Genomic DNA, 21,478 nt, shown 5'->3' with positions numbered 1-21,478 from the left:
ATCTCACTACTACAACATTGGCACATTTTTGCCATAAAAGAACATAAAATGAAAAATAAAATACAAATAAAGAAAAGCCCTTTACAAGTCTTAAAATCAATACCCTGACGGCTATGGTGACACACAGAACACGGTTTAAAGAACACTGTAAAATCCAACCTCCTCTAGTCCTCTAGTCCTACAGTCCTTTATCTCAAAATCTAGTAAGTCTTCCAGTCCTAAAGTCCTTCATCCCAAAATCTACCAAAAAATAAAAAGCCGAGATAATTATCTCGGCTTTCATTTCACTATCAAACAAACCTGTAAACTACTAAATAAGATTGTTTTTAGCCAAATACTCCACAATTTGCACAGCGTTAGTAGCAGCACCTTTACGAAGGTTATCCGCTACAATCCACATATTGATGGTATTAGGTTGGGTTTCATCACGACGGATACGTCCAACAAAAACCTCATCCTTACCATGTGCATTAATAGGCATTGGATATACAAAATTCTTAGGGTCATCCTGTAAGATTACACCCTCTTCATTTGCTAAAATATTTTTTACTTCTTCTACGTCGAAGTCGTTTTCAAATTCAACATTTACTGCTTCAGAGTGTCCACCAATCGTTGGGATACGCACTGTAGTAGCTGTTACCGCGATAGAATCATCCAACATGATTTTCTTGGTTTCATTCACCATTTTCATCTCTTCTTTGGTATAACCATTATCCAAGAATGAATCAATGTGTGGTAAAACGTTCAAATCAATTTTGTGTGGATATACCGCAGGTACATCTGTACGGCCTTCACGTTCTGCAAATAATTGATCAACTGCCGCTTTGCCCGTTCCTGTTACTGATTGGTACGTAGATACAACAACACGCTTGATTTTATATTTTTTGTGTAAAGGGTTCAACACTACAACCATCTGAATTGTAGAACAATTCGGGTTAGCAATGATTTTATCTTCTGATGTTAATGTAAACGCATTAATTTCTGGTACTACTAGTTTTTTAGTAGGGTCCATTCTCCAAGCTGAAGAATTATCTACTACTGTAATCCCTGCCGCTGCAAATTTCGGAGCTAATTCCAAAGATGTACCACCACCTGCCGAGAAAATCGCCACGTTTGGTTTCATCTTAATAGCATCATCAAAACCAACAACGGTGTACTGTTTACCCTTAAATTCTACCTGTTTACCTACTGAACGCTCAGAGGCAACTGGGATGATTTCTGTTACTGGGAAGTTACGTTCCGCTAACACTTTAAGGATTTCGCCACCGACCAAACCTGTGGCTCCGACTACTGCTACTTTCATTTTAAAAATTGATTATTAATTGATTATATAAAAAAATACTTAAAAATTATGCTTTAATCCAACCCCCACTATCGCCTGATGATCAGGTGTTGTCTGTACATTTAGCCCGATTTCGTTATTTCGGATAACCTCATTATAACGATTAATCGCATTTGATAAATGTATATTTGCTTTTACATTTAAATAGGTCGAAATCAATAAAGTAGAACCGACTGTTGACCAATAAAAACCGCTAGATACTTTATCCCTATTGAAAATTGTATAGAGCGAAACTCCCGCAGGAATAATATTGATTAGCTTAACTAGCTTTTGTTGCTGTTTATAAGTCAGAAACTCCACATTTACTTTGGTATCTCTGGCTTGCAACAAGGGTATTTGTAAGGCCGATGCGTTATCAATAATCTGTCTGTCATAAATAAACTTTACGCCAAACAATTGTCTCTGAACAGTAATCGGATACAAAGTTCTTTTTTCTTCCTGAGCAAAGGTTTTAAAACCTATACATAACAAAAAGCATATTAAAATCTTAGTTTTCATGGCTTCTTTCGTGTGATTTATCGTTCAAAAAAATCACAGCGTTGAATAGTCGTCAGAATCATTGAAATTTAATTTCCTTTGAAAGTCAGGGAAAATAAAAAGTTTGCAAAATTACTTGATAAAGTTGGAAGAGAAAAGGAATCTGCTGGGAATAGTAGAGTAAATTTGTAGGAATTCTTGTTTTTTATTGAAATTTTACTTCTATCCGAAGGAATATAGTCTGTTTGGACTAATACAATAATTGATTTTTACATCAAATTCGTTTACATCCTCAATGTCGTCAATGGGTTCTTCTAAGCATAAGCCAATTGTAATGAGGTCTGGAGCGCATTGTTTGAGAAATCTATCGTAAAACCCTTTACCATAGCCCACACGGTTGCCTGCTTTATCGAAAATCAATAACGGAACGATTACCATTGAAATATCGATAGGCAAAATGGGAATAGTCGGAATAGGCTCTGGAATACCCCATTTGTTTTCAACTAATTGACTTTTATCGTATAGATAATGTTCCATCTCGTTGGTTTCAGGAATGCTTTTGGGCACAACTAATTGTACGAGAGGAAATTCCTGCTGAATTTTATCAATTATCAGAAAAGTATTAATTTCATGATGCCTGATAATGGGCAGAAAGATATGAAGATATTCAATCGTAGAAAGATTGAAATGCTGAAAGAACAAATCGCAAATAGCTTGACTCTTTTCGGTGATACTTTCCTGACTGAGTGCTTTTCGTCGAACTAAATAATGTTTCCTAAGTGCCGATTTGTTCATGTTGATTTTAGATTAAGGGCTCATTTACAGCATCTTTCACCCAAACGCCATTATTTTCTACGGTTAATATCACTTCTCTGCCACAAGGCATTGCCCAGTTGGTTGGTTCGTGGCCGACAGGGAAATCATAACATACTGGAAAATTATATTCAGCAACGGCATCCTCGATAATCTGATTAGCTGTTTTTCCGAATTGTACTTCATTGTCTTCTAAGTCAGAAAAATGCCCTACAATCAGACCTGCCAAGGATTTTAATTTACCTGAACGTTTTAGCTGAATCATCATACGGTCGATGCTGTATAAATATTCACCTACGTCTTCCAGAAACAATATTTTCCCCGTCGTATCAATATCAGAGTTTGAACCAATGATATGAGTCAACATCGCTAAATTACCTCCTACTAATTGTCCTTTGGCAATACCCATTTTGTTTAATGCATTCGCTGGAATATGATAAGCTAAAGGTTCGCCAAAAAGTACTTTTCTGAGGGTCTCTAACGCATATTCACCGCCATCTTGCATAAATAATTTAAGCATGGTAGCATGAACACTTTCAATGTTTAGGTTATGAATATGGCAAAGCACCGCAGTAATATCTGAAAATCCAACAACCCATTTGGGGTGTTGAATGAATTGAGTGAAGTCTATTCTATCTAATAACCGTGAGCTACCATAACCACCTCTTGCCGAAATAATGGCTTTGATATTGGGGTCATCTAGCATCATCTGGAAATCTCTAGCCCTGATTTCATCAGTTCCTGCAAATTGATGATACTTACTAGTCAATGAAGTACCCAACACTACATTTAGCCCCCACACTTTTTCTATTACCTCAATGGCAGGTTTTATTAATTCAAAATCTACTTTGCATGCCAATGCTACTAAGCCAACAGTATCTCCTTTTTGTAATGCTTTTGGTTGAATCATTTTAAATGATAAAGGCGAATTGCTGATACAGAATCCCCTTATTTTTTGTTTTATTTCAGTTTTATAGCTCACTTGATAGAGGCGCATCCTGAATATCTGATAATTTACGTAAGTCTAGCGTTACTACTCCAGCGCCTGGAACATCACTAAACATAGGAAGGAATTTCGCACCTACTACTACTTCACGTGCATGAAAAGAAGTACGCGAATTTACCGTTTGATTATAAGTCTCTTCTGTAGCTTTCAGCAGTACTAAAAACTCGGCGTCACTTGATAGCAAATCCTCTTTAGTCAAGCCAAACAGCGGACTATCTTCTGTAATCGGATGCACGATAGTCCAATTAGCCGGAAAGAAATTGACTTTGCTTCGTTCTAATTTTAGTCCGTAATACCTCCTCACTGTTTTCCCTTTGCTTTCATTTCTTAGCATGGATACCGCCAGTTCAACTTGCAAATCAATTAACTGATTATCTTGTTCGTTCACAATTCTAAACATAAAGCCCGTAATATCCAGATAAGGTGCAATAATAGCTTTATCGGAATATAAAATTCTCGCTACAGGCCTTGAAAAACGGCCATATAGTAAACTAGTAGCCAAGGCAAAAATCAACAAGCCTAATAGCGATTCAATAGCCGCGATAGTGCTTGCCCAAAAACCAACGGGAGCAATTCTTCCATATCCAACCGTCGTTAGTGTTTGTGAAGAAAAGAAGAAGGCATCCATAAAGCCCGAGCCTTTGGTCGTTAAATCCACACCTTGTAGGTGTTCAATTCCTACGGCTTGATAAAGGCAGGCAAAGATAAAATTCAATATTAAGTAAAAGGCAACAATGAGGATAAAAAAGCGTTTCCATGAACAGATAATAAGCTCATTAAATATATTATAGCGTCCCCAGAAATTACCGCCAATTCTTTTCACATTGAAGCTACCATCTCTATTTAATAGCCTAGTGTCAGGGTCTGTAATTTGAGTGCCAAAGCCTAAATCTCTACGTTTTTCTTCAGCCTCAACAAGTTTGCTTTTTTTGTGTCGAAGTATAGCCATGAATTTATTTGAAGTCAAAAACAGTTAAAGATAATGAGTGAAAATAAAACAGTTGACCGTTTACTCAAAAATCTTTGTAAGGAAAACAAACCTTTTGTAAATTGCTAAGGTATAGAAAGGCTATTTAGCTAAAATCTGGAAGAACTAAAGACAATCTTTCAGAAAGTTGTCCGTAGGATTCAACAAAATATCTTAAAGTACAATATGAAGCTGTTTAAACTTTCCCTTTCGGGTTAAACTAAGTCTTTTAGCATAGCTTGTTTCAAAATTTACTCAACGTAGCGATGCTATGCTTCTCAAATTTTGAAAAAATCAATTCAAAAATACAATACTTTCACCTTAGAAACGGAAAGTTTAAACAGCTTCTATAATTAAAATTACATTATCCAATTATCTTTGCTAAAAAGGAGAAAACCGTTTTAGATAAAAATCTCATAGAGCAAGACCAATTTATAAAACATGAAAAATATTTTTTTCACTTTTCTTATATCCTTAATAGCTTTTGCTGGGAAAGCGCAAATCGCTGCGAATACAGCACCCAATACTAGCCTTGCTACTAAAGCAAACAAAGCCAAAATTAATTGGATGACTTTGGAGCAAGCGTATGCGGCTACTCAAAAAGAGCCAAGAAAAATTTTAATTGATGTATATACAGGCTGGTGCGGTTGGTGCAAGGTGATGGACCAAAAAACTTTTACGGATGAAAAAGTAGCTGAATTTGTCAATCAAAAATATTATGCTGTAAAATTGGATGCTGAAATGAAGGATACCATCAGAATTGGCAAACAACAATATATCTGGGAAAATGGTTACAATCAGGCAGGAGTTGCGCTTTTACAAGGAAAAATGAGTTTCCCGACGATAGTGTATTTAGATGAGCAATTTAATATGATTCAGCCCGTGGCAGGTTATCAAGAAGCTCAACAGTTTCATCAGATAGTTACTTTTTTTGGAGATAACCACTACCGTAAAGGAAACTGGGAAAAATATCAAAAAGAGATATATCCTCAACAGTATAGTCTGAATAATAAGTAATTATTTAAAGTACATCAATAATAGGAAATAATAGGGACTTATTCTTATTTTAAACAGCTTCTATATTAGAGTTTGTCAAGTTTTTTTGTAAATTCCACTATTATTTCCTATTTCACAACAGACAAAATGAAAATAAACCTTTACGTTTTTCTTATTCTAATCCTTATTACTTCAACCGCTGCATTTCAACCTTTAGGAAATGAAGATGAAGAATTAATAGAGACATTCAGGCGAATCAACGATGAAGTAGTAGCCAATAGTAGGGCTTACGAAACACTCGGAGATGCTTGTAAAACTATTGGACATCGCCTTACCGGCAGTGCTAATGGTAAAAGAGCTGAGGAGTACACTTACAACTTATTAAAATCTTATGGGTTTAAAGATGTAAAATATCAGCCATTTCAAGTAGAGGCTTGGTCAAGAGATACCGTGACATTAGCAATTGCCCCTAAAAAAAGTGACAACTTTCATGACATAGAAGTAGTTTCATTGGCAATGACACCCGTTGAAGCCAAAGTGACCGCAGAACTTGTGGATGTAGGGAATGGATTAGAACCAGATTTTCAAGCAGTAAAAGACCAATTAACAGGAAAAATAGCGTTAGTAAACCTCGGATTGTTAGCACCCTTTAAAGGAACTCGGAATTTACACCGTTCTGAAAAAACAGCCCTAGCCATGCAATATGGTGCAGCAGGGGTTATTTTTGTCAACACAGTAAAAGGAAATGTACTACTAACTGGTACAGCTTCGGTTACTGGAAGCCTAATAGCGATTCCAGCAGTGTGTGTGTCATTAGAGAGTGGTATCAGAATCCGCTCTTGGATGAGTGAGCAACCTAACCTGATGGGAGTAATTGATATGAAGAACTTCAGTAAAATGATTAAAGCTCGAAATGTTATCGCTACGATCAAGGGAGACAATAAAAAATACCGTGACGAGAAAATAGTAATTGGTGGACACCTTGATTCTTGGGATTTGGCCACTGGAGCTCTTGATAATGGCATAGGTTCGTTTTCTATTTTGGATATTGCCCGCACTTTCAAAGCATTAAATCTAAAACCTAAAAGAACAATAGAGTTTGTCATGTTCATGGGAGAAGAAGAAGGTTTGCTAGGCTCAAAAGCAATGATTGAGAGAAGTAAGCGTAATAACTCTTTAGAGAAAGTGGTGTTTATGTTCAACCTCGATATGGCTAATAATGCGAATGGTTTTAACACGTCAGGTAGAGACGAAATGGTGTCGTTGTTTACAAAAATAGGAGAGAGTATGCAAAAGGCCGTACCTGAATATAAAAACAACGTTATCAACCAAGCTGGGCTTCATTCAGACCATCAAAGCTTTATGTTGGAAGGAATACCGACGGCATCTCCGATTGGAGGAATTTCGCCAGATGCGGTAGGATGCTATCATGCCAATTGCGATCGCTTTGATTTGATTAATAAGAACGAAATGGTTAATACCGTAAGATACACAGCGATGATGTTGTATGGAATTGCCAATGTAGATAAGGTGCCAGCAAAGAAATTAGATTTTTACTCGACAAGAGATTTTTTTATAAAACAAAACCTGAAAAAAGAGTTAGAGCTTGGTAGAGAATGGCGATGGGGGGCAGAAGAATAATAGTGTATTCAACTGATTTTCAAGACAAATAATACGAGCTATTTAGTAATTAATTAATCCTTAATAATAATTTATAATATGGATTTTTTTCATCATAATATTGAAATTTCATCTGAGACAAAAGACAATATCATTAAAGTGATTGGTGTCGGCGGAGGAGGAAGCAATGCTGTTAGTCACATGTTCGAAATGGGGATTGATGACGTCGATTTTGTAGTGTGTAATACCGACTTACAGGCCCTGAATGATAATAAAGTTCCTGTAAAACTACAATTAGGCGAAATTTTGACAGAAGGACTTGGTGCTGGAACAGAACCAGAACAAGGAAGACTAGCCGCGCTGGAAAGTGAAGCTCAGATAAAAGCATTGTTGCAACCAAGTACCAGAATGGTCTTTATTACGGCTGGTATGGGTGGAGGTACAGGAACAGGAGCAGCCCCAGAAATTGCGAGAATAGCCAAAGAACTGGATATACTAACAGTAGCGATTGTAACAGCTCCATACTCGTGGGAAGGTACAGAGAAAATTGAAGCGGCTAACCGAGGAATTGCTGAATTACAACGTACTTGTGATACTGTTTTGGTAGTATTGAACGATAAATTATTAGAGATTTATGAAGATTTAAACATCTTAGAAGCCTTTGAACATGCAGATGATGTATTGGCTAATGCTGCTAAATCAGTAGCGGAAGTAATTACAAAATCAGGTAAGATAAATGCTGACTTTAAGGATGTTAAAAAGGTATTAAGCAACGCTGGACAAGCTGTAATGAGTACGGCTACTGCTAAAGGACCAAACAGAGCCAAAGAAGTTATTGAGAAAGCCCTTGATTCGCCGTTATTAAACAACCGTGATATTAAAGGCGCAAAACGTGTGCTAGTAACGATTGCAACAAGTGACCAGAAAGTAATGGCAGTAAAAGAGCAAACAGCTATTACTGCACACATCATGGAGGCTATCGGAAATTCTCCTGCTGGATTTAAACTCGGTTTTATCATTGATAATAACTTGGGGGATGATATGAGTATCACGGTAATAGCAGCAGGGTTTGATTTACCAGATGGACCCGTACGTACGCCTTTGAAACAACCTGTCAACGGTAATCATGCTAAAAAAGGAGTCAAAGTAGAACCCGTATCTTTACAGCCTTCAAATGTTGTGGAAGATGAAGAGTATGAGGAAGATGAGGACGAAGTAATAGAAGAAGAAAAACAACCAATTAAGCACGTTTTTCCTCCGAGAGAAGACGATACCCCAAGATTGCGAAAAATGATTGAAGATTTTGCAACCAAAATGCCAACTGATTCTGAAGATTTTGATACGCCAGCGTTTCAGCGTTATAATATCAAATTATTAGATATTTCTGAAATCCTTGAACTTGATTATCAGTCACATTCTTTATAATTGAAGCATATAGCATATCGTTATCAATCCCGCAAGCAATTCAAAATACTTGTGGGATTTTTATTAAACAATATTCAACTATCATTACAATTAATTAGTCGATGAAAAATTTCATTTTATTATTCTTAATGTGCCTTGTATTTACTAAAAGTAATGCTCAGGATAAAATAAAAGACCTTACTACCGAAAGACAAACGCTATATCAAAAATACAAGGAATCGGAAAGCCTATCGACAGGGCTTTTTGGTAATCGTTCGAAGGATGATATGCAAAAAACGGTAGATGCTCTCAATGAAATTATTGATAAAGATAATGAAATCTTAAATGAATATCAGAGCCAACAATCCAATGCTACTGCTGCTTTCACAGAAAAATATAATGAACTGATTCAGCAAAATAATGACCTTACCCAAAAGAATCATGATTTAGTAGAATTGACAGAAAGACATAAGGGCTTTTCAAAAGAGAATCATCAAATGCTAGAAGAGATTGAAAAATACCAAGGCGTATATATTGCTTTGTTGGGGTTATCGTTGGTAGTGGCGATTGTGTTTATCATCAAGTATTTCAGCTTGAAAAATAAACTAAAGGAGGCTCAGAGACAATAAATCAGGTTGAAGGCTGGGTAATTATAAGAATACAACATCCTGAATAATTTTTTCTCCTACTTCTTTATTGATAAGCTCAACGATTTTGTTTTTTGCCATCAATAATTCATTTCGAAGCGGAGCAGAATCTAATTGGATAAACAATTTTCCTTCTTTAATATAAATTTGGGTTGTTCTAGAGGCAATCGGCGAACCCATGATTTTTTCCCAATAAGCAACGATATAAGTTTCGTTATACTTAGAACGAATTTTATATAGCTCAAGCATATCTTCTATGGCATCCTTTAACGAGGATGCTCCAGTTTTTCTACGAACATTTTCTTTATTATAATGATATACCTTCGACATACGCTTTTGGGGGATACTGCAAATGATTGAATCAAAGTTACGGTATTTGTTATTTTAATTGTTAATAAATTAGACCATCTCATTTTAAAATTCATAAAAACTATAAAATGTCTAGCCTTTTTTTATATATCCAACTACGAAATAGTCAGTTAAATATCAAATATACCAATACTTTTGTAGCTTTTGTAAAGCTATCAAAGCCTTCAGTGATGGTTTATGATATTGATAATTTTTCTGATAATTTAACGATTCAGTATGCTATTAAACTAGTAAAAGAGTCGCCAAAAACACTTGTTTTTCTGGATACAGAAGAAGGAAGTAGTCTCAAACAATTGATGGCATTATTGACTAATTTATTAGATAAATCAGAAAGTATTAAGGTACTTATAAATGGAGAAAATGAACGCCTTGAAAAAATGATAGGTATTTTAGACTACCAAAAAATCAGAGAAAATACTCAAGGAATAGCCTTGTTAGAATCAATAGTTAAGGAGTTTTTATAAAAATAAGGCAATCATTGAAAAGTTATATACATTCTTTGTAAAGTCAAATTCTTGAAATAGTCCTGCAAATATGTTTTAAAATGCATGTATTTATTGTTATAGTACAATACATAGGTTTTGTTGAATATTTTTTTAAAAAAACTTCATATACGTGGTGTCATAATTAAAAGATTTTTGTGTTAGTTTTGTCATTACCTAAAACAAGTTATTTCAAAAGAATCTTTTGTATTTAGGTTATTTTCATTATTTTTATTTTAAAATTCACCTAAAACTGTTTTTTAACTTAAACCCAAAAATTACCAAACTAATGAGTACACAAGCAAAAACTCCAGCTGCTAAACCAGCAGCACCAGCTCAAAAAAAATCAGGCGGCATTTCTGCAGGCTTGGTTATTTTAATTCTTTTTGTTATTGCCCAATTATTTTTCCGTTTTGTAATGGGAGATGGATCTCGTTTTGAAGGTGGAACGAACGCAGGTCACCCACACCAAGGAGATTATCTTGCTCTTGCATTTAAAGGTGGTGATATCGTGCCAATCCTTTTAACTTGTTTCTTGACAGCTTTGACATTCTCTATCGAGCGTCTAATTACAATTAGTAAAGCAAAAGGTAGTGGTGATGTTAATGCATTCGTTCGTAAAATTCAGGCTCTTCTTGACAAAGATGATACTGATGCAGCTTTGAAAGAATGTGACAAACAAAAAGGTTCAGTAGGAAACGTTACTTTAGCTGCTGTTAAAAAATACAAGCAGTTGACAAGTGATGGTTCATTGGACAAAGAACAAAAATTAGCTGCTCTTAGCAAAGAAGTTGAAGAAGCTACTTCATTGGAATTGCCAATGTTAGAGAAAAACTTAACTATCATTGCAACGTTAGCTTCAGTTTCTACGCTAATCGGTCTTTTAGGAACAGTAGTTGGTATGATTAAAGCGTTCTCGGCTTTAGGTAACTCAGGAGGATCAACAGATTCAACTGCATTAGCAAACGGTATCTCTGAAGCCCTTATCAACACGGCATTAGGTATTGGTACTTCAGCAGTTTGTATCATTGCTTATAACTTCTTTACGTCTAAAATTGACGAATTAACTTACAGTGTTGATGAAATTGGTTTGAGCATTAACCAAAACTACGCAACTCACCATAATTAATAGTTATGTGTTAAGCGCTAAGTGTTATAGGTTAATCTTATAACTCATATCAAACAACTTATAACTAAACAAGATTATGCCAAAAGTTAAAGCAAAACGACAAAGTGTTTCTCTAGACATGACAGCGATGTGCGATGTGGCGTTCTTGTTACTTACTTTCTTCATGCTTACTGCAAAGTTTAAACCTGAAGAAGCCGTAACAATCGTTCCTCCGTCATCTATTTCAGAGAAAACAATAACTGGCGAAAAAGGAATTCTTACTATTTCAGTAAGTCCAGAAGGTGGTATTTATTTAGGAACAGACGACAAAGCTGCTAAGGATTATATGTTGGAAAGAATGGCAAACCGCCTATCTGTTCCAGTATCTGCGGAAATGAAGAAGAACTATGACGCTTCAGAAATCGTAGGTTATCCAGCAGGCGCTATGCGTCAGGTTTTAAGTGTAAAGCCATCAGATGCGAAAGCAAAAGGATATTTGAAAGGTATTCCTTGCGATTCAGCCAATAATGAACTTTTCCTTTGGGTTAGTTATGCAAAAATTTCTAATCCAGGATTAAAGGTAGCTATTAAAGGTGATGCTAACTCAAACTATAAAGTGTTCAACCAAGTAGTTGGTACTTTGCAGGAACAGAATATTAACACATTCCAATTGGTTACATCTCCTGAAGGTAAGCCTCAATAGATTTTATTTAGTTGTACTCAGTAGTTTTAACCCTGCCTCTCTTTGAAAGGCAGGGTCTTATAAAGCTAAAACTCTTTGAGTATCATTAACTACCAACAATTAAAACCCCAATACAATGGCAGAAATAAGTCAAGACGGTGGGGGCAAAAAAGGCGGTAAGAAACGCGCAAAGAAAGCGTCAACCAAAATTGACATGACTCCCATGGTTGATTTGGGTTTCTTATTGATTACCTTTTTTATGTTAACCACGACGTTAGCAAAGCCCGTAGTAATGCAGTTGAATATGCCTGATAAAACGGAAAAGGATGATAAATCAGAAGTTAAAATGTCTGAAACCTTAACTGTTATGCCTGATGCCGAGAAAGTATATTACTATCAAGGTTTACCAACAGAAGCATCAACTCAACTTCAGAAAACAAATTATTCTAAAGACGGAATTAGAACTGTTTTGTTCGACTACAAAAGACGAATCGGTGATAATTTTACGATTGTTATTAAAGCTACTAAAGGAGCTAAATACAAGAACATGGTAGATTTGCTAGACGAATGTGCTATTACAAGTAACAAGCGTTATGCAATCCTTGAAATAGATCCAGATTCTGAGAAGCTAATCAAAAAATCGGGTCTTTAATAAAAAATCACAGTAAAACTAAAAAAATAGTTAACAATATTTTGAAAACTAAATTAATAGTTTTATCTTAGTTCAATGAAAATTTAATTTGAAGGTTTTGATTCAAATTAAGAAACATTAACAGTATTAACATCAGGAATTATGTCAAACGTAATAAGCCCAAATGCAACGTTGGATGACATTATTTTTAAGAATAAGAACAAAGAATACGGTGCTTATTTCTTAAGAAAAGCTTATCCAAAAGTGGTTTCACGTTCTCTGATAATTGGTATAGCGTCGGTATCTTCTCTTTTTGCATTATCATTTATTTATAATAAAATCAATGAAGAATTAGCAAAAACTAAAACCGAGGTAACAGCTGAAGTAATGAAAATTGATCAGCCACCACCAGAGAATAAAACTCCACCACCACCGCCACCACCGCCGCCACCACCACCACCAAAGGAATTACCAAAGGTGACGACGACAAAATTCTTACCTCCTGAAATCAAAAAAGATGAAGAGGTAACAAAACCTGAACCACCACCAGAAGAAGTAAAAGGTAACACAGCTTCTGAAACAGTAAAAGGTGAAACTGAAGATGCTGGTCCGCCAGTAGATCCAGATGCAAGAGGTACAGCGCCAGAAGCGCCAGTTGAACCACCAAAGCCAAAAGAGGAAGAAATCTTTACTGCGGTAGAACAACCAGCTGAATTCCCAGGTGGTATGTCAGCATTTGCTAAATTCTTGCAGAAAAACTTGAAATACCCAGCAGCAGCGCAACGTGCTAACGTTTCTGGTAAAGTATATATCCAATTCGTTGTAAATACTGATGGTAGTATCCAAAACGTAGATTTACTTAAATCAGTAGGTTTTGGTTGCGATGAAGAAGCTGTAAGAGTAATTAAATCTGTACCGAAATGGACACCAGGTAAACAGTCTGGTCGTGCAGTACGTTCAAGATTTACAGTACCAATTAGCTTCGTGCTATCTGAATAATTATATTATTTAGCATTAAGATACAATGAAAACCTGTCAGGAAACTGGCAGGTTTCATTTTTCAATAGGAATTAGTTTTTGTTTTTTTCTATGAGAAATGTATCAGATTAGGTTGTGATTATCGTTTTATATTAAATATCAAAACATGCCCAGTAGAATTTTTTTACTTGTTAATGTATTAATGGCCCTTTCATATTCTGTGATAGGATTACTTTTGATACTTAACCCTCAATCAACTTTTGCACAGATGATGTTGCCTTCTTCTTGGTATGCATATGCTTTGGGTGCGTTACTTGTAATATATGGCATTTTTAGAGCATGGAGAGTTTACACCAAATTGAAAGATGAAGACGACGACGATAATGAGGAGTATTCATATTATGACGAGAAGAAATAAACAATCACAAAAACCATGAAAACTATATTAAATCTATCTTATTCGATTCTACTAACCGCTACCTTGTTTTCTTGTGGAAAAAACACAGGAAAAGATGGTAAAGAATTAGATGGCCCAGCCAAAGGAGAGATTACTGTTGCTGTTGATGAGTCTTTTCAACCCATCATGGAAGCTGAGAAAATGGCTTTTGAACAGACCTTTCCATCTACAAAAATCAATTTAGTGTATAAACAAGAGGGTGAAGCAGTAGCAATGTTATTAAATGATAAAGCTAGAGTTGCTGTAATAACACGAGAACTGAACGATAAAGAGAAGACGGTTTATAAGGATGAGAAAATTACTTATAGGAGTTTTAAATTTGCAGGAGATGCCTTAGCCCTCATTACTAATAAAGATAATCGTGATAGTATGATTACTGTCAACGATTTGTCAAGTATTATGAAAGGGGAAAAAAAGAAATGGTCTCAAATTGGCAAAAATGGTTCAAGTGAAGAGGTTGTATTGGTTTTTGATGGAGCAAGCTCTAGTAATTTAACGTTTTTAGTGGATAAATTTGGAATAGATAAGAAAGAAAAAGTTTCTTTCTTTGCCACAAAGTCGAACAAGGAGGTAATAGAATATGTAAAAACGCATAAAAATGCGATGGGCGTAATTGGTACTAATTGGATTAGTGATGGTGACGACCCTGCATCGTTAGGTTTTATCAAAGACATTAATGTGATGTCAGTTTCAGAGAAAATCAGTACTAATCCAGAGGATTATTATCAACCATTTGGATATAACCTTGCTTTGAAAAGGTACCCATTAATTCGCCAAATTAAATTAATCTTAAAAGAGCCTTACATGGGGCTAGGGACAGGTTTTATCAATTATATGTGTCTTGAACAAGGACAATTGATTGTACTGAAAGGGGGGCTTTTACCACTTACAAAACCACTTCAGATTAGACAAGTAAAAATGGATTAACCTAGCGTGGCATAATATTTTGAGAAATATTAAAATGTAGAACAAAATAAAATATTTTTATTGAATAGATTGCGAATAAAATTTTGAGTTATTGTAACAATTTTTTAATTTAATTTTATTTTTTGTTACAAAATCAAAAGATATTTTGGAAATTTGTTTAATAAAACGAATTACCTGATTTTAGATACTTACTTTTAATTACTTACAACTAAAACTTTAAAAAAAAATGGAAGTAAAGATTAAATCTCTGTTGGTGGCTGCAAGTTTGTTATTTGCCGTTGCGGTAAATGGGCAGACTGTTCAGCAAGGCTTGACGCAGTTGGACGGAGACCAGCCAATTAAAGCTAAAGCAACATTTACATCACTAGTATCGGCTAGCTCTACTGGTGAAAATTTATATTATTTAGGATATGCTCAATTACGTTCAGGAGAATTAAGTGAAGCAAAAGCAACATTTGAAAAAGGACTTGCTACAGACCCTAAACAACCGTTGAACTCAGTTGGTTTAGCAACTTTGTTGTTGGCAAATAAAGACGGAGCAGGTGCAAAAGCTGCTTTTGATAAAATTTTGGCTGATACAAAGATGAAAAATGCTGAAGTGATTTTCCGTATTGCAGAAGCTTATACATTGTTTGAACATACAAATGATCCTGGTGAAGCTGTTCGTTTGATTGATTTGATCACAGAAAAGACTAAAAAGCCTTTGACTGCTGATATGCAAATTGTAAAAGGAGATGCGTTTTTATTGAAAAATGATGGTGGTCCAGCGGCATCAGCTTATGAGCAATCTATCTTAGTTAATAAAACAGCAAAAGCTTATGTTAGATTAGGCGTTGTATATTTAAGAGGTAAAAACTACCAATATACAATCAATAACTACCAAACTGCTTATGAGACAGATTCATCTTTTGCTCCTTATTACAAGAGAATGGGTGAATACTATATCATTTTCAACCGTTATAAAGAAGCATCTAAATTCTTTAGAAAATATGTTGAAAGAGCAGAAGCTACTCCTGCAATCTTATTAAGTACTGCTAAATTATTATTCTTAGCAAAAGATTATGAAGGTGCGATGCAGTTTACAACACAAGCGGAAGCTGGTGGAGCAAAAGATAATGATATTTTTAGAATGAAAGGTTATTCAAATATTGAATTAGGAAACCCAAAAGTAGGTATTGAGAACCTAGAGCAAATGGTGAAAGCGGGTGTAAAACCATATTATTTGGATAACGTTTATTTTGGTAAAGGATATCAAGGGTTAAAACAAGATTCTTTGGCAATTGAATATTATTTAAAGGCTGCTCCTGAGGATACTATCAATAACCACTTTTCTACAATTTACACAATTGTGTATGGTCAGAAAAAATATGCAAAAGCTGCTGAACATGCTTTAAAAGCAATTGAATGGAAACAGAAGAAGAAAGCTCCAATGGCAAGTGCTGACTATTACAACGCTGCTATGGCTCTTTATTTTACAACAGCTTATACGCCGCGTGAAGATTCATTAGGAAGATACAACACTGGTATGAAAGCAGATACAATGTTTGCTAATGCAATTGCAATCAATGATAAATTTGCTCCATTCTATTTGTTCCGTGCTAGAACTAACAACTATGTGGATTATACTGGCACAAAATGGTTGGCAGTACCACACTATGAAAAGTTCTTGTCAGTGGTTGATTTAGCAAAAGCTAATAAAGAACAATTGTACGAAGCATATAGATACTTAGTAGGATATCATGCGAACGTAACGAAAGACACAGCTAAAATTCAAGAGTATGTCGATAAAGCTGTTGCTATCAAGGCTGAAGATCCAGATAAATTGAAAGAGTTTTTAGCGCCTGCTACAGGAACAACGGCAACGCCAGCTAAGACTCCGAAAAAATAATAATTTAAAATTTGTTTGATACAAAGCCCTGCCATTTGGTAGGGCTTTGTTAATTTTGAGGCATTCTAACAAAACAACAAACATGTACGCACTAATTACAGGAGCCAGCAAGGGAATCGGGAAAGAAATAGCCGTAGAATTGGCTAAACAAAAATATAATCTATTATTAGTGGCAAGGTCAGAAGGTTTGCTTCGAGAAGTAGCCATCGAAATTCATGAAAAATACGGCGTAACAGTAGATTATTTAGCCGTAGATTTGGCGGCAGTGGATGTTGCTAGAAAAGTATATCATTGGGTTGAGCAAAAACAATATGAAGTAGCTATCTTGGTGAATAATGCAGGATATGGCTCTGTAGGTAATTTTGATACTTATTCTATTGAACAAAATAGGGATATGATGAACCTAAACATGGCAACGCTTACTGAAATGTGTCATGTGTTTTTGCCGATGTTGAAACGCCAGTCCAAAGCATATATCATGAATATTGCTAGTTCTACTGCATACCAAGCTTTACCAAAAATGGCAGTTTATGCAGCCACTAAAATATTTGTATTAAACTTTACAAGAGCATTAAAAGGCGAATTGAAAGGCACGTCGGTATCTGTAACTTGTATCAGCCCAGGTGCAACAGATACAGGATTTAACGATAGAGCAGCTGTTCCAGCTAAGGCGCGCAAGGCAGCAGAGAAGGTAGCGATGACTCCTGAATTGGTAGCAAAAATTTCGGTATCAGCTATGTTCGCAGGGAAAACAGAGGTGATTCCGGGCTTGGTAAATAAGCTTGGAGCTTTCTTGGCTTGGCTTGCACCAAAATCGATTACTGAAAATGTAGCGGCTGGAATTTATCAATAAAATATAAGAATGTCACTGGAAGGTAGCTTTTCAGTGACATTAAATTTTCAAATTTCCTTCGCCATCATAAGCTATTGCTCCATCAGCAATCATTTCACGAATGATGTCTTTGAATATTTGCGTATTGGGCGGTTGCATAATCTGAGTGATTAGCTGTAAACTCATAGCTCCATTAGCCAACAATAATTTTATTTTCTGCCGAGTATTATTGGCAAAGTCTTCATCTTCTATCACTTGTTTATTCCGCTTCTTTTTCTTCAAGCAATTATCACAAATACCACAGGTTTCGTCAGTAATTTCATCAAAATATTCTAATAAAATTTGTGTACGACACCTAATTTCATGCTGTACATAATGTGCCACTGCTTGGGCTTTTTGTAACGCTTTTGCTTTGCGATAATCAATTTCTTGTATTTGTAGGGGCAATGTTTTTGAATCATGCCGAGCAGTAAGGAAGGTAACTTGAGGTTTATCTTTTTGTCTATCGTAAATCACCAAATCAAATTTTTCTAAATTGGACAGCATCGTTTCAACCTCCTTCAAAGGTATTGAATAAGCTTTGGCGATGTTTACTTCAGAAATGGTAATGAAAGTACTGAAAAGTTCGCCTCCGTACATTCTTAGCAATAGCTTAATAAAGGAATCGTATTTAGGATTTCGAAGTTGAAAATCATATAGCTGTCGGTTATCAACTTTCAAAGTAATTTTAGAAGGACTATGAAATGAATCTGACAGTTGAATGAATCCTTCATTTTCAAGAACTTTTAAGGCAAAATAAGTTTCGGTAGGAGGGAGATCAAAGCGTTTTTGAAATTCGAGCAAATCAAAATCAAAACTAGAAAATTCTCCCGCACCCACTGCCAATTGAAAAAAGTTACCTAAACATTGATATACTTTTTTGACTAATTCAATCGCTGGATAATTCTGTAAAATATTCTTCTCTAAACTCTCAATATCTTTTAGGTTAAAAAGTGCTACAGCATACGCTTTTTCGCCATCGCGTCCTGCTCTGCCTGCTTCTTGATAATAAGCCTCTAGCGTATCTGGCAAATCTATATGAATGACAGACCTAACGTCGGGCTTGTCGATACCCATGCCAAAGGCATTCGTCGCTACGATTGTCCTAACTTGATTTTTTATCCAGCGTTCTTGTCTTTTACTACGCTCATCAGCACTCAATCCTGCATGATAAAAAGTAGTATTGATATTATTCTTATTTAATAAATCTGAAATTTCCTGTGTTCTTCGGCGATTGCGGACATACACGACAGACGAGCCTTGTACATTTTGCAAAATTTTGATAAGTCTCCTTTCCTTATCTTCTTCATTAAAGGCCGAGTAGGATAAGTTGTCACGGGCAAAGCTTTGTTGGAAAACGGAGGGCGAATCCATTTCCAGTCGCATCAAAATCTCTTGACGAACGTCTTTCGTAGCTGTAGCCGTTAAGGCAATAAGGGGGACGTTTGGGATATTTTTTTTGAATTCAGCGATTTTCAGATAAGGTGGTCTGAAATCATGACCCCATTGCGAGATACAATGGGCTTCGTCAATAGCCAACAAATTTACTTTCATCTGTTTGACTCTTTCAATAAAAATAGTGGTTTGTAATCTTTCGGGCGAGACATATAAAAATTTAACGTCACCATAGATACAGTTATCTAAGGCAATATCAATTTGATTTTTATGCATTCCTGAAAAAATACCAATCGCCGAAATCTTTCTTTGTTTTAATTGAGCAACTTGGTCTTGAATCAATGCAATTAAGGGTGAAACTACGATACAAATACCGTCGTTCATCAACGCTGGGATTTGAAAACACAGCGATTTTCCCCCACCTGTTGGCATTAATGCCAAGGTGTCTTTTCCATCCACTACCGATTGAATAATATCTTCTTGTAATGGTCGAAAGGAATCATAACCCCAATATTGCTTTAGTACTTCCTGTGCCGACATAGGTAATAAGCAGATTATTCAATAGTATAATGTATCTACAGTTATAGAACGAGCATTGAAGAATATTTAAATAAATGTTCCTGCTAATAGCTCTTGTTTAATCGTTTTGATTCTTGAATTAAGGTTAATATGTTCAAAGTCGATGCCTTCTACACAAATAGCCGTTAAAAAAGCATTTACTTCTGGTTGATGCGGAGTTTTTTTGCCTGTAATTACATCGATGTATTTAGAAGTTGTCCACAGTACCGCCTTTAGGTGTGTACAATTTTCATCTGTCATTACAAATTCCGTAACTAGCGTATCATCATTAAAATAAATAGCGGAAGAAATAATACCGATTCTCTCGCTTACTTTAGCAGAATTAACATAGGCTATTTGATGATTATATACAACCCATGATGTTTTATTGTGTTCAAAATAGTCGTTATAATCAAACTCATAGATAGTAGCAACTTGGTCTTCACGAGCGTTAAAGAAGTAATCAAAATATTTCGCATTGTTTAGATGCTTTAAAGGGTCGCAGTCTTGAAACCTTATTACAGCTTTTGAATATAATTTTTTGGGATATTGTTTATCGGGCTTTAACGAGAACATTGTTTTTCTGTTTATTGACTGTTGTTATGGAATGACTTTTTATACTTATTAATTATGTACAAAAGTAGCAATTCGTTACGAATTGTAAATATTAGCTAAAACAAGTACATTAGCAACACAATATATTGCGCCGACAAACATTAAGAAAGATAATCTTATAACCAAACGAATGACAAAAATATTATTAGTCGAAGACGACGATAGCCTAGGATTTGTAATAAAAGACAATCTTGAACAAGAAGGATACACCATAGACCTTCAAACTGATGGGAAAGCTGGACAAAAGGCTTTTCAGAATAATCAATATGACATTTGTATTTTTGATGTAATGCTTCCTGAAATGGATGGATTTTCGCTTGCAGAATTTGTAAGAGGTACGGGTAGTGAGGTTCCTATTATTTTTTTAACAGCCAAATCACTAAAAGAAGATAGAATAAAAGGGTTAAAATTGGGTGCTGACGATTATTTAACCAAACCATTTAGCATAGAAGAGCTCGTGCTAAGGATAGAAGCGATCTTGAAAAGAACTGGGAAGAAGACAGGACAAGTAGTTAATCAAAATATACATAATATAGGGAAATATACTTTTGATGTAAAGAATTTAAAACTGTTCTTTGAAAACGAAACACAAGACCTCACGCACAGAGAAGCTGATTTATTAGCTTTTTTAGTGAATAATAAGAACGAGACGCTGTCGCGAGATAAAATTCTTATTGCCATTTGGGGTGACGACGATTATTTTAAAGGCAGAAGTCTTGATGTTTTCATTACTCGTTTGAGAAAATACCTTAATAAAGACCAAAATATCAAACTAACCAATGTTCATGGAGTAGGATTTCGCTTTGATGTTCCTTGATTTAGTCAAATTTTATGCAAAAAGTCCGCTATTAAATAAAAGTTAATAGCGGACTTTTTGTTTTTACATAAGCTTAATATGTAGCTACAGACATTCTCAAAAAAATTTCTCAAAAAATTTTCATTTTTTTGTTGTCAATAACTTCTTGGTTTTCAGTGTAATTATGGATTATTTTGTAAAAACTTCAAAAAAAGTTTGCGTTAGTGTTTGGTGGTTTAGAATTAATCCTACATCTTTGCACTCCCAAACGACGCCAACGGGTTGAGAAAGGGAAGTAATTAGGAAGATAATTACGACGAGATTTAAGGGTTACAACGGTAATTTTTAGGTTAAAGAGTTCTTTGATGTATTGATAGAAATGATTAATAAGATTAGCTTTTAATAGACAGGTTGTTTTTTGTTATTGATTCTTTATTTTAGAATAGGGA

22 protein-coding genes are annotated in these 21,478 nt (G+C 35.2%); 14 read left to right on the top strand and 8 right to left on the bottom strand.

Annotation, left to right across the window (positions count from 1 at the left end):
• Window positions 1–310: 310 nt before the first annotated feature.
• From VB264_RS24200 to VB264_RS24180, 5 genes are all read right to left on the bottom strand, one after another.
• Window positions 311–1,303: an aspartate-semialdehyde dehydrogenase gene (locus VB264_RS24200; RefSeq protein ID WP_309924535.1), complete on the bottom strand. Its 993-nt coding sequence runs from the start codon at window positions 1,301–1,303 to the stop codon at window positions 311–313.
• Between the two features lie 39 nt (window positions 1,304–1,342).
• Window positions 1,343–1,840, bottom strand: a complete 498-nt coding sequence (locus VB264_RS24195; protein ID WP_323253863.1) for a hypothetical protein — start codon at window positions 1,838–1,840, stop codon at window positions 1,343–1,345.
• A gap of 201 nt (window positions 1,841–2,041) precedes the next feature.
• Window positions 2,042–2,614 carry a 5-formyltetrahydrofolate cyclo-ligase gene (locus VB264_RS24190; RefSeq protein WP_323253861.1) on the bottom strand — a complete coding sequence of 191 codons (573 nt, stop codon included), beginning with the start codon at window positions 2,612–2,614 and terminating at the stop codon, window positions 2,042–2,044.
• Between the two features lie 7 nt (window positions 2,615–2,621).
• Window positions 2,622–3,542 carry a S66 peptidase family protein gene (locus VB264_RS24185; RefSeq protein WP_323253859.1) on the bottom strand — a complete coding sequence of 307 codons (921 nt, stop codon included), beginning with the start codon at window positions 3,540–3,542 and terminating at the stop codon, window positions 2,622–2,624.
• A 61-nt stretch (window positions 3,543–3,603) separates the two neighbouring features.
• Window positions 3,604–4,587 (bottom strand): ion channel, encoded by a 984-nt coding sequence (locus VB264_RS24180; protein ID WP_323253858.1) that lies wholly within the window; start codon window positions 4,585–4,587, stop codon window positions 3,604–3,606.
• Between the two features lie 459 nt (window positions 4,588–5,046).
• On the opposite strand from VB264_RS24180, the gene VB264_RS24175 reads away from it, so the two are divergent.
• The 4 genes from VB264_RS24175 to VB264_RS24160 all read left to right on the top strand — a co-directional run bounded on the left by VB264_RS24175 (window position 5,047) and on the right by VB264_RS24160 (window position 9,254).
• A complete protein-coding gene (locus VB264_RS24175) occupies window positions 5,047–5,622 on the top strand; it encodes a thioredoxin family protein (RefSeq protein WP_323253856.1) in 576 nt (191 codons plus the stop codon).
• Between the two features lie 126 nt (window positions 5,623–5,748).
• Window positions 5,749–7,242 (top strand): M20/M25/M40 family metallo-hydrolase, encoded by a 1,494-nt coding sequence (locus VB264_RS24170; RefSeq protein ID WP_323253853.1) that lies wholly within the window; start codon window positions 5,749–5,751, stop codon window positions 7,240–7,242.
• 78 nt (window positions 7,243–7,320) lie between these two features.
• A complete protein-coding gene (gene ftsZ, locus VB264_RS24165) occupies window positions 7,321–8,646 on the top strand; it encodes a cell division protein FtsZ (protein WP_323253851.1) in 1,326 nt (441 codons plus the stop codon).
• A 101-nt stretch (window positions 8,647–8,747) separates the two neighbouring features.
• Entirely contained in the window at window positions 8,748–9,254 is a 507-nt protein-coding gene (locus tag VB264_RS24160) for a hypothetical protein (protein WP_323253849.1), read from the top strand.
• Window positions 9,255–9,275: 21 nt separating this feature from the next.
• Here the strand turns inward: VB264_RS24160 and VB264_RS24155 are convergent, their stop codons facing one another.
• Complete coding sequence (locus VB264_RS24155) at window positions 9,276–9,602, bottom strand: DUF721 domain-containing protein (RefSeq protein WP_323253847.1); 327 nt, start codon at window positions 9,600–9,602, stop codon at window positions 9,276–9,278.
• A 107-nt stretch (window positions 9,603–9,709) separates the two neighbouring features.
• On the opposite strand from VB264_RS24155, the gene VB264_RS24150 reads away from it, so the two are divergent.
• The 9 genes from VB264_RS24150 (at window position 9,710) to VB264_RS24110 (ending at window position 17,647) form a co-directional block, all read left to right on the top strand.
• Window positions 9,710–10,105, top strand: a complete 396-nt coding sequence (locus VB264_RS24150) for a hypothetical protein (protein WP_323253845.1) — start codon at window positions 9,710–9,712, stop codon at window positions 10,103–10,105.
• 307 nt (window positions 10,106–10,412) lie between these two features.
• The gene (locus tag VB264_RS24145) at window positions 10,413–11,252 is read left to right on the top strand and encodes a MotA/TolQ/ExbB proton channel family protein (RefSeq protein WP_323253843.1); all 840 of its coding nucleotides are present in this window, start codon (window positions 10,413–10,415) and stop codon (window positions 11,250–11,252) included.
• A 76-nt stretch (window positions 11,253–11,328) separates the two neighbouring features.
• A complete protein-coding gene (locus VB264_RS24140) occupies window positions 11,329–11,934 on the top strand; it encodes an ExbD/TolR family protein (RefSeq protein ID WP_323253841.1) in 606 nt (201 codons plus the stop codon).
• A 115-nt stretch (window positions 11,935–12,049) separates the two neighbouring features.
• Window positions 12,050–12,565: an ExbD/TolR family protein gene (locus VB264_RS24135; RefSeq protein WP_323253839.1), complete on the top strand. Its 516-nt coding sequence runs from the start codon at window positions 12,050–12,052 to the stop codon at window positions 12,563–12,565.
• Between the two features lie 141 nt (window positions 12,566–12,706).
• A complete protein-coding gene (locus tag VB264_RS24130) occupies window positions 12,707–13,543 on the top strand; it encodes an energy transducer TonB (RefSeq protein WP_323253837.1) in 837 nt (278 codons plus the stop codon).
• Between the two features lie 145 nt (window positions 13,544–13,688).
• The gene (locus VB264_RS24125) at window positions 13,689–13,940 is read left to right on the top strand and encodes a hypothetical protein (protein WP_323253835.1); all 252 of its coding nucleotides are present in this window, start codon (window positions 13,689–13,691) and stop codon (window positions 13,938–13,940) included.
• 15 nt (window positions 13,941–13,955) lie between these two features.
• A complete protein-coding gene (locus VB264_RS24120; protein ID WP_323253833.1) occupies window positions 13,956–14,906 on the top strand; it encodes a PstS family phosphate ABC transporter substrate-binding protein in 951 nt (316 codons plus the stop codon).
• Between the two features lie 226 nt (window positions 14,907–15,132).
• On the top strand, window positions 15,133–16,794 hold the full coding sequence (locus VB264_RS24115) for a tetratricopeptide repeat protein (RefSeq protein WP_323253831.1): 1,662 nt from the start codon (window positions 15,133–15,135) through the stop codon (window positions 16,792–16,794).
• 82 nt (window positions 16,795–16,876) lie between these two features.
• A complete protein-coding gene (locus VB264_RS24110) occupies window positions 16,877–17,647 on the top strand; it encodes an SDR family NAD(P)-dependent oxidoreductase (protein WP_323253829.1) in 771 nt (256 codons plus the stop codon).
• 39 nt (window positions 17,648–17,686) lie between these two features.
• Here VB264_RS24110 and VB264_RS24105 read toward each other — a convergent pair whose 3' ends face one another.
• A complete protein-coding gene (locus tag VB264_RS24105; RefSeq protein ID WP_323253827.1) occupies window positions 17,687–19,600 on the bottom strand; it encodes a RecQ family ATP-dependent DNA helicase in 1,914 nt (637 codons plus the stop codon).
• Between the two features lie 66 nt (window positions 19,601–19,666).
• Window positions 19,667–20,194 carry an acyl-CoA thioesterase gene (locus VB264_RS24100; protein ID WP_309924495.1) on the bottom strand — a complete coding sequence of 176 codons (528 nt, stop codon included), beginning with the start codon at window positions 20,192–20,194 and terminating at the stop codon, window positions 19,667–19,669.
• A gap of 169 nt (window positions 20,195–20,363) precedes the next feature.
• Between VB264_RS24100 and VB264_RS24095 the strand changes: the two genes are divergently transcribed.
• A complete protein-coding gene (locus tag VB264_RS24095; protein WP_323253825.1) occupies window positions 20,364–21,050 on the top strand; it encodes a response regulator transcription factor in 687 nt (228 codons plus the stop codon).
• Window positions 21,051–21,478 lie beyond the last annotated feature (428 nt).

It is taken from the genome of Arcicella aquatica, from assembly GCF_034928825.1.
Lineage (GTDB): Bacteria > Bacteroidota > Bacteroidia > Cytophagales > Spirosomataceae > Arcicella > Arcicella aquatica.
The sequence above is the reverse complement of the archived record's forward strand: the minus strand, read 5'-3'. Positions and strand labels throughout refer to the sequence as shown.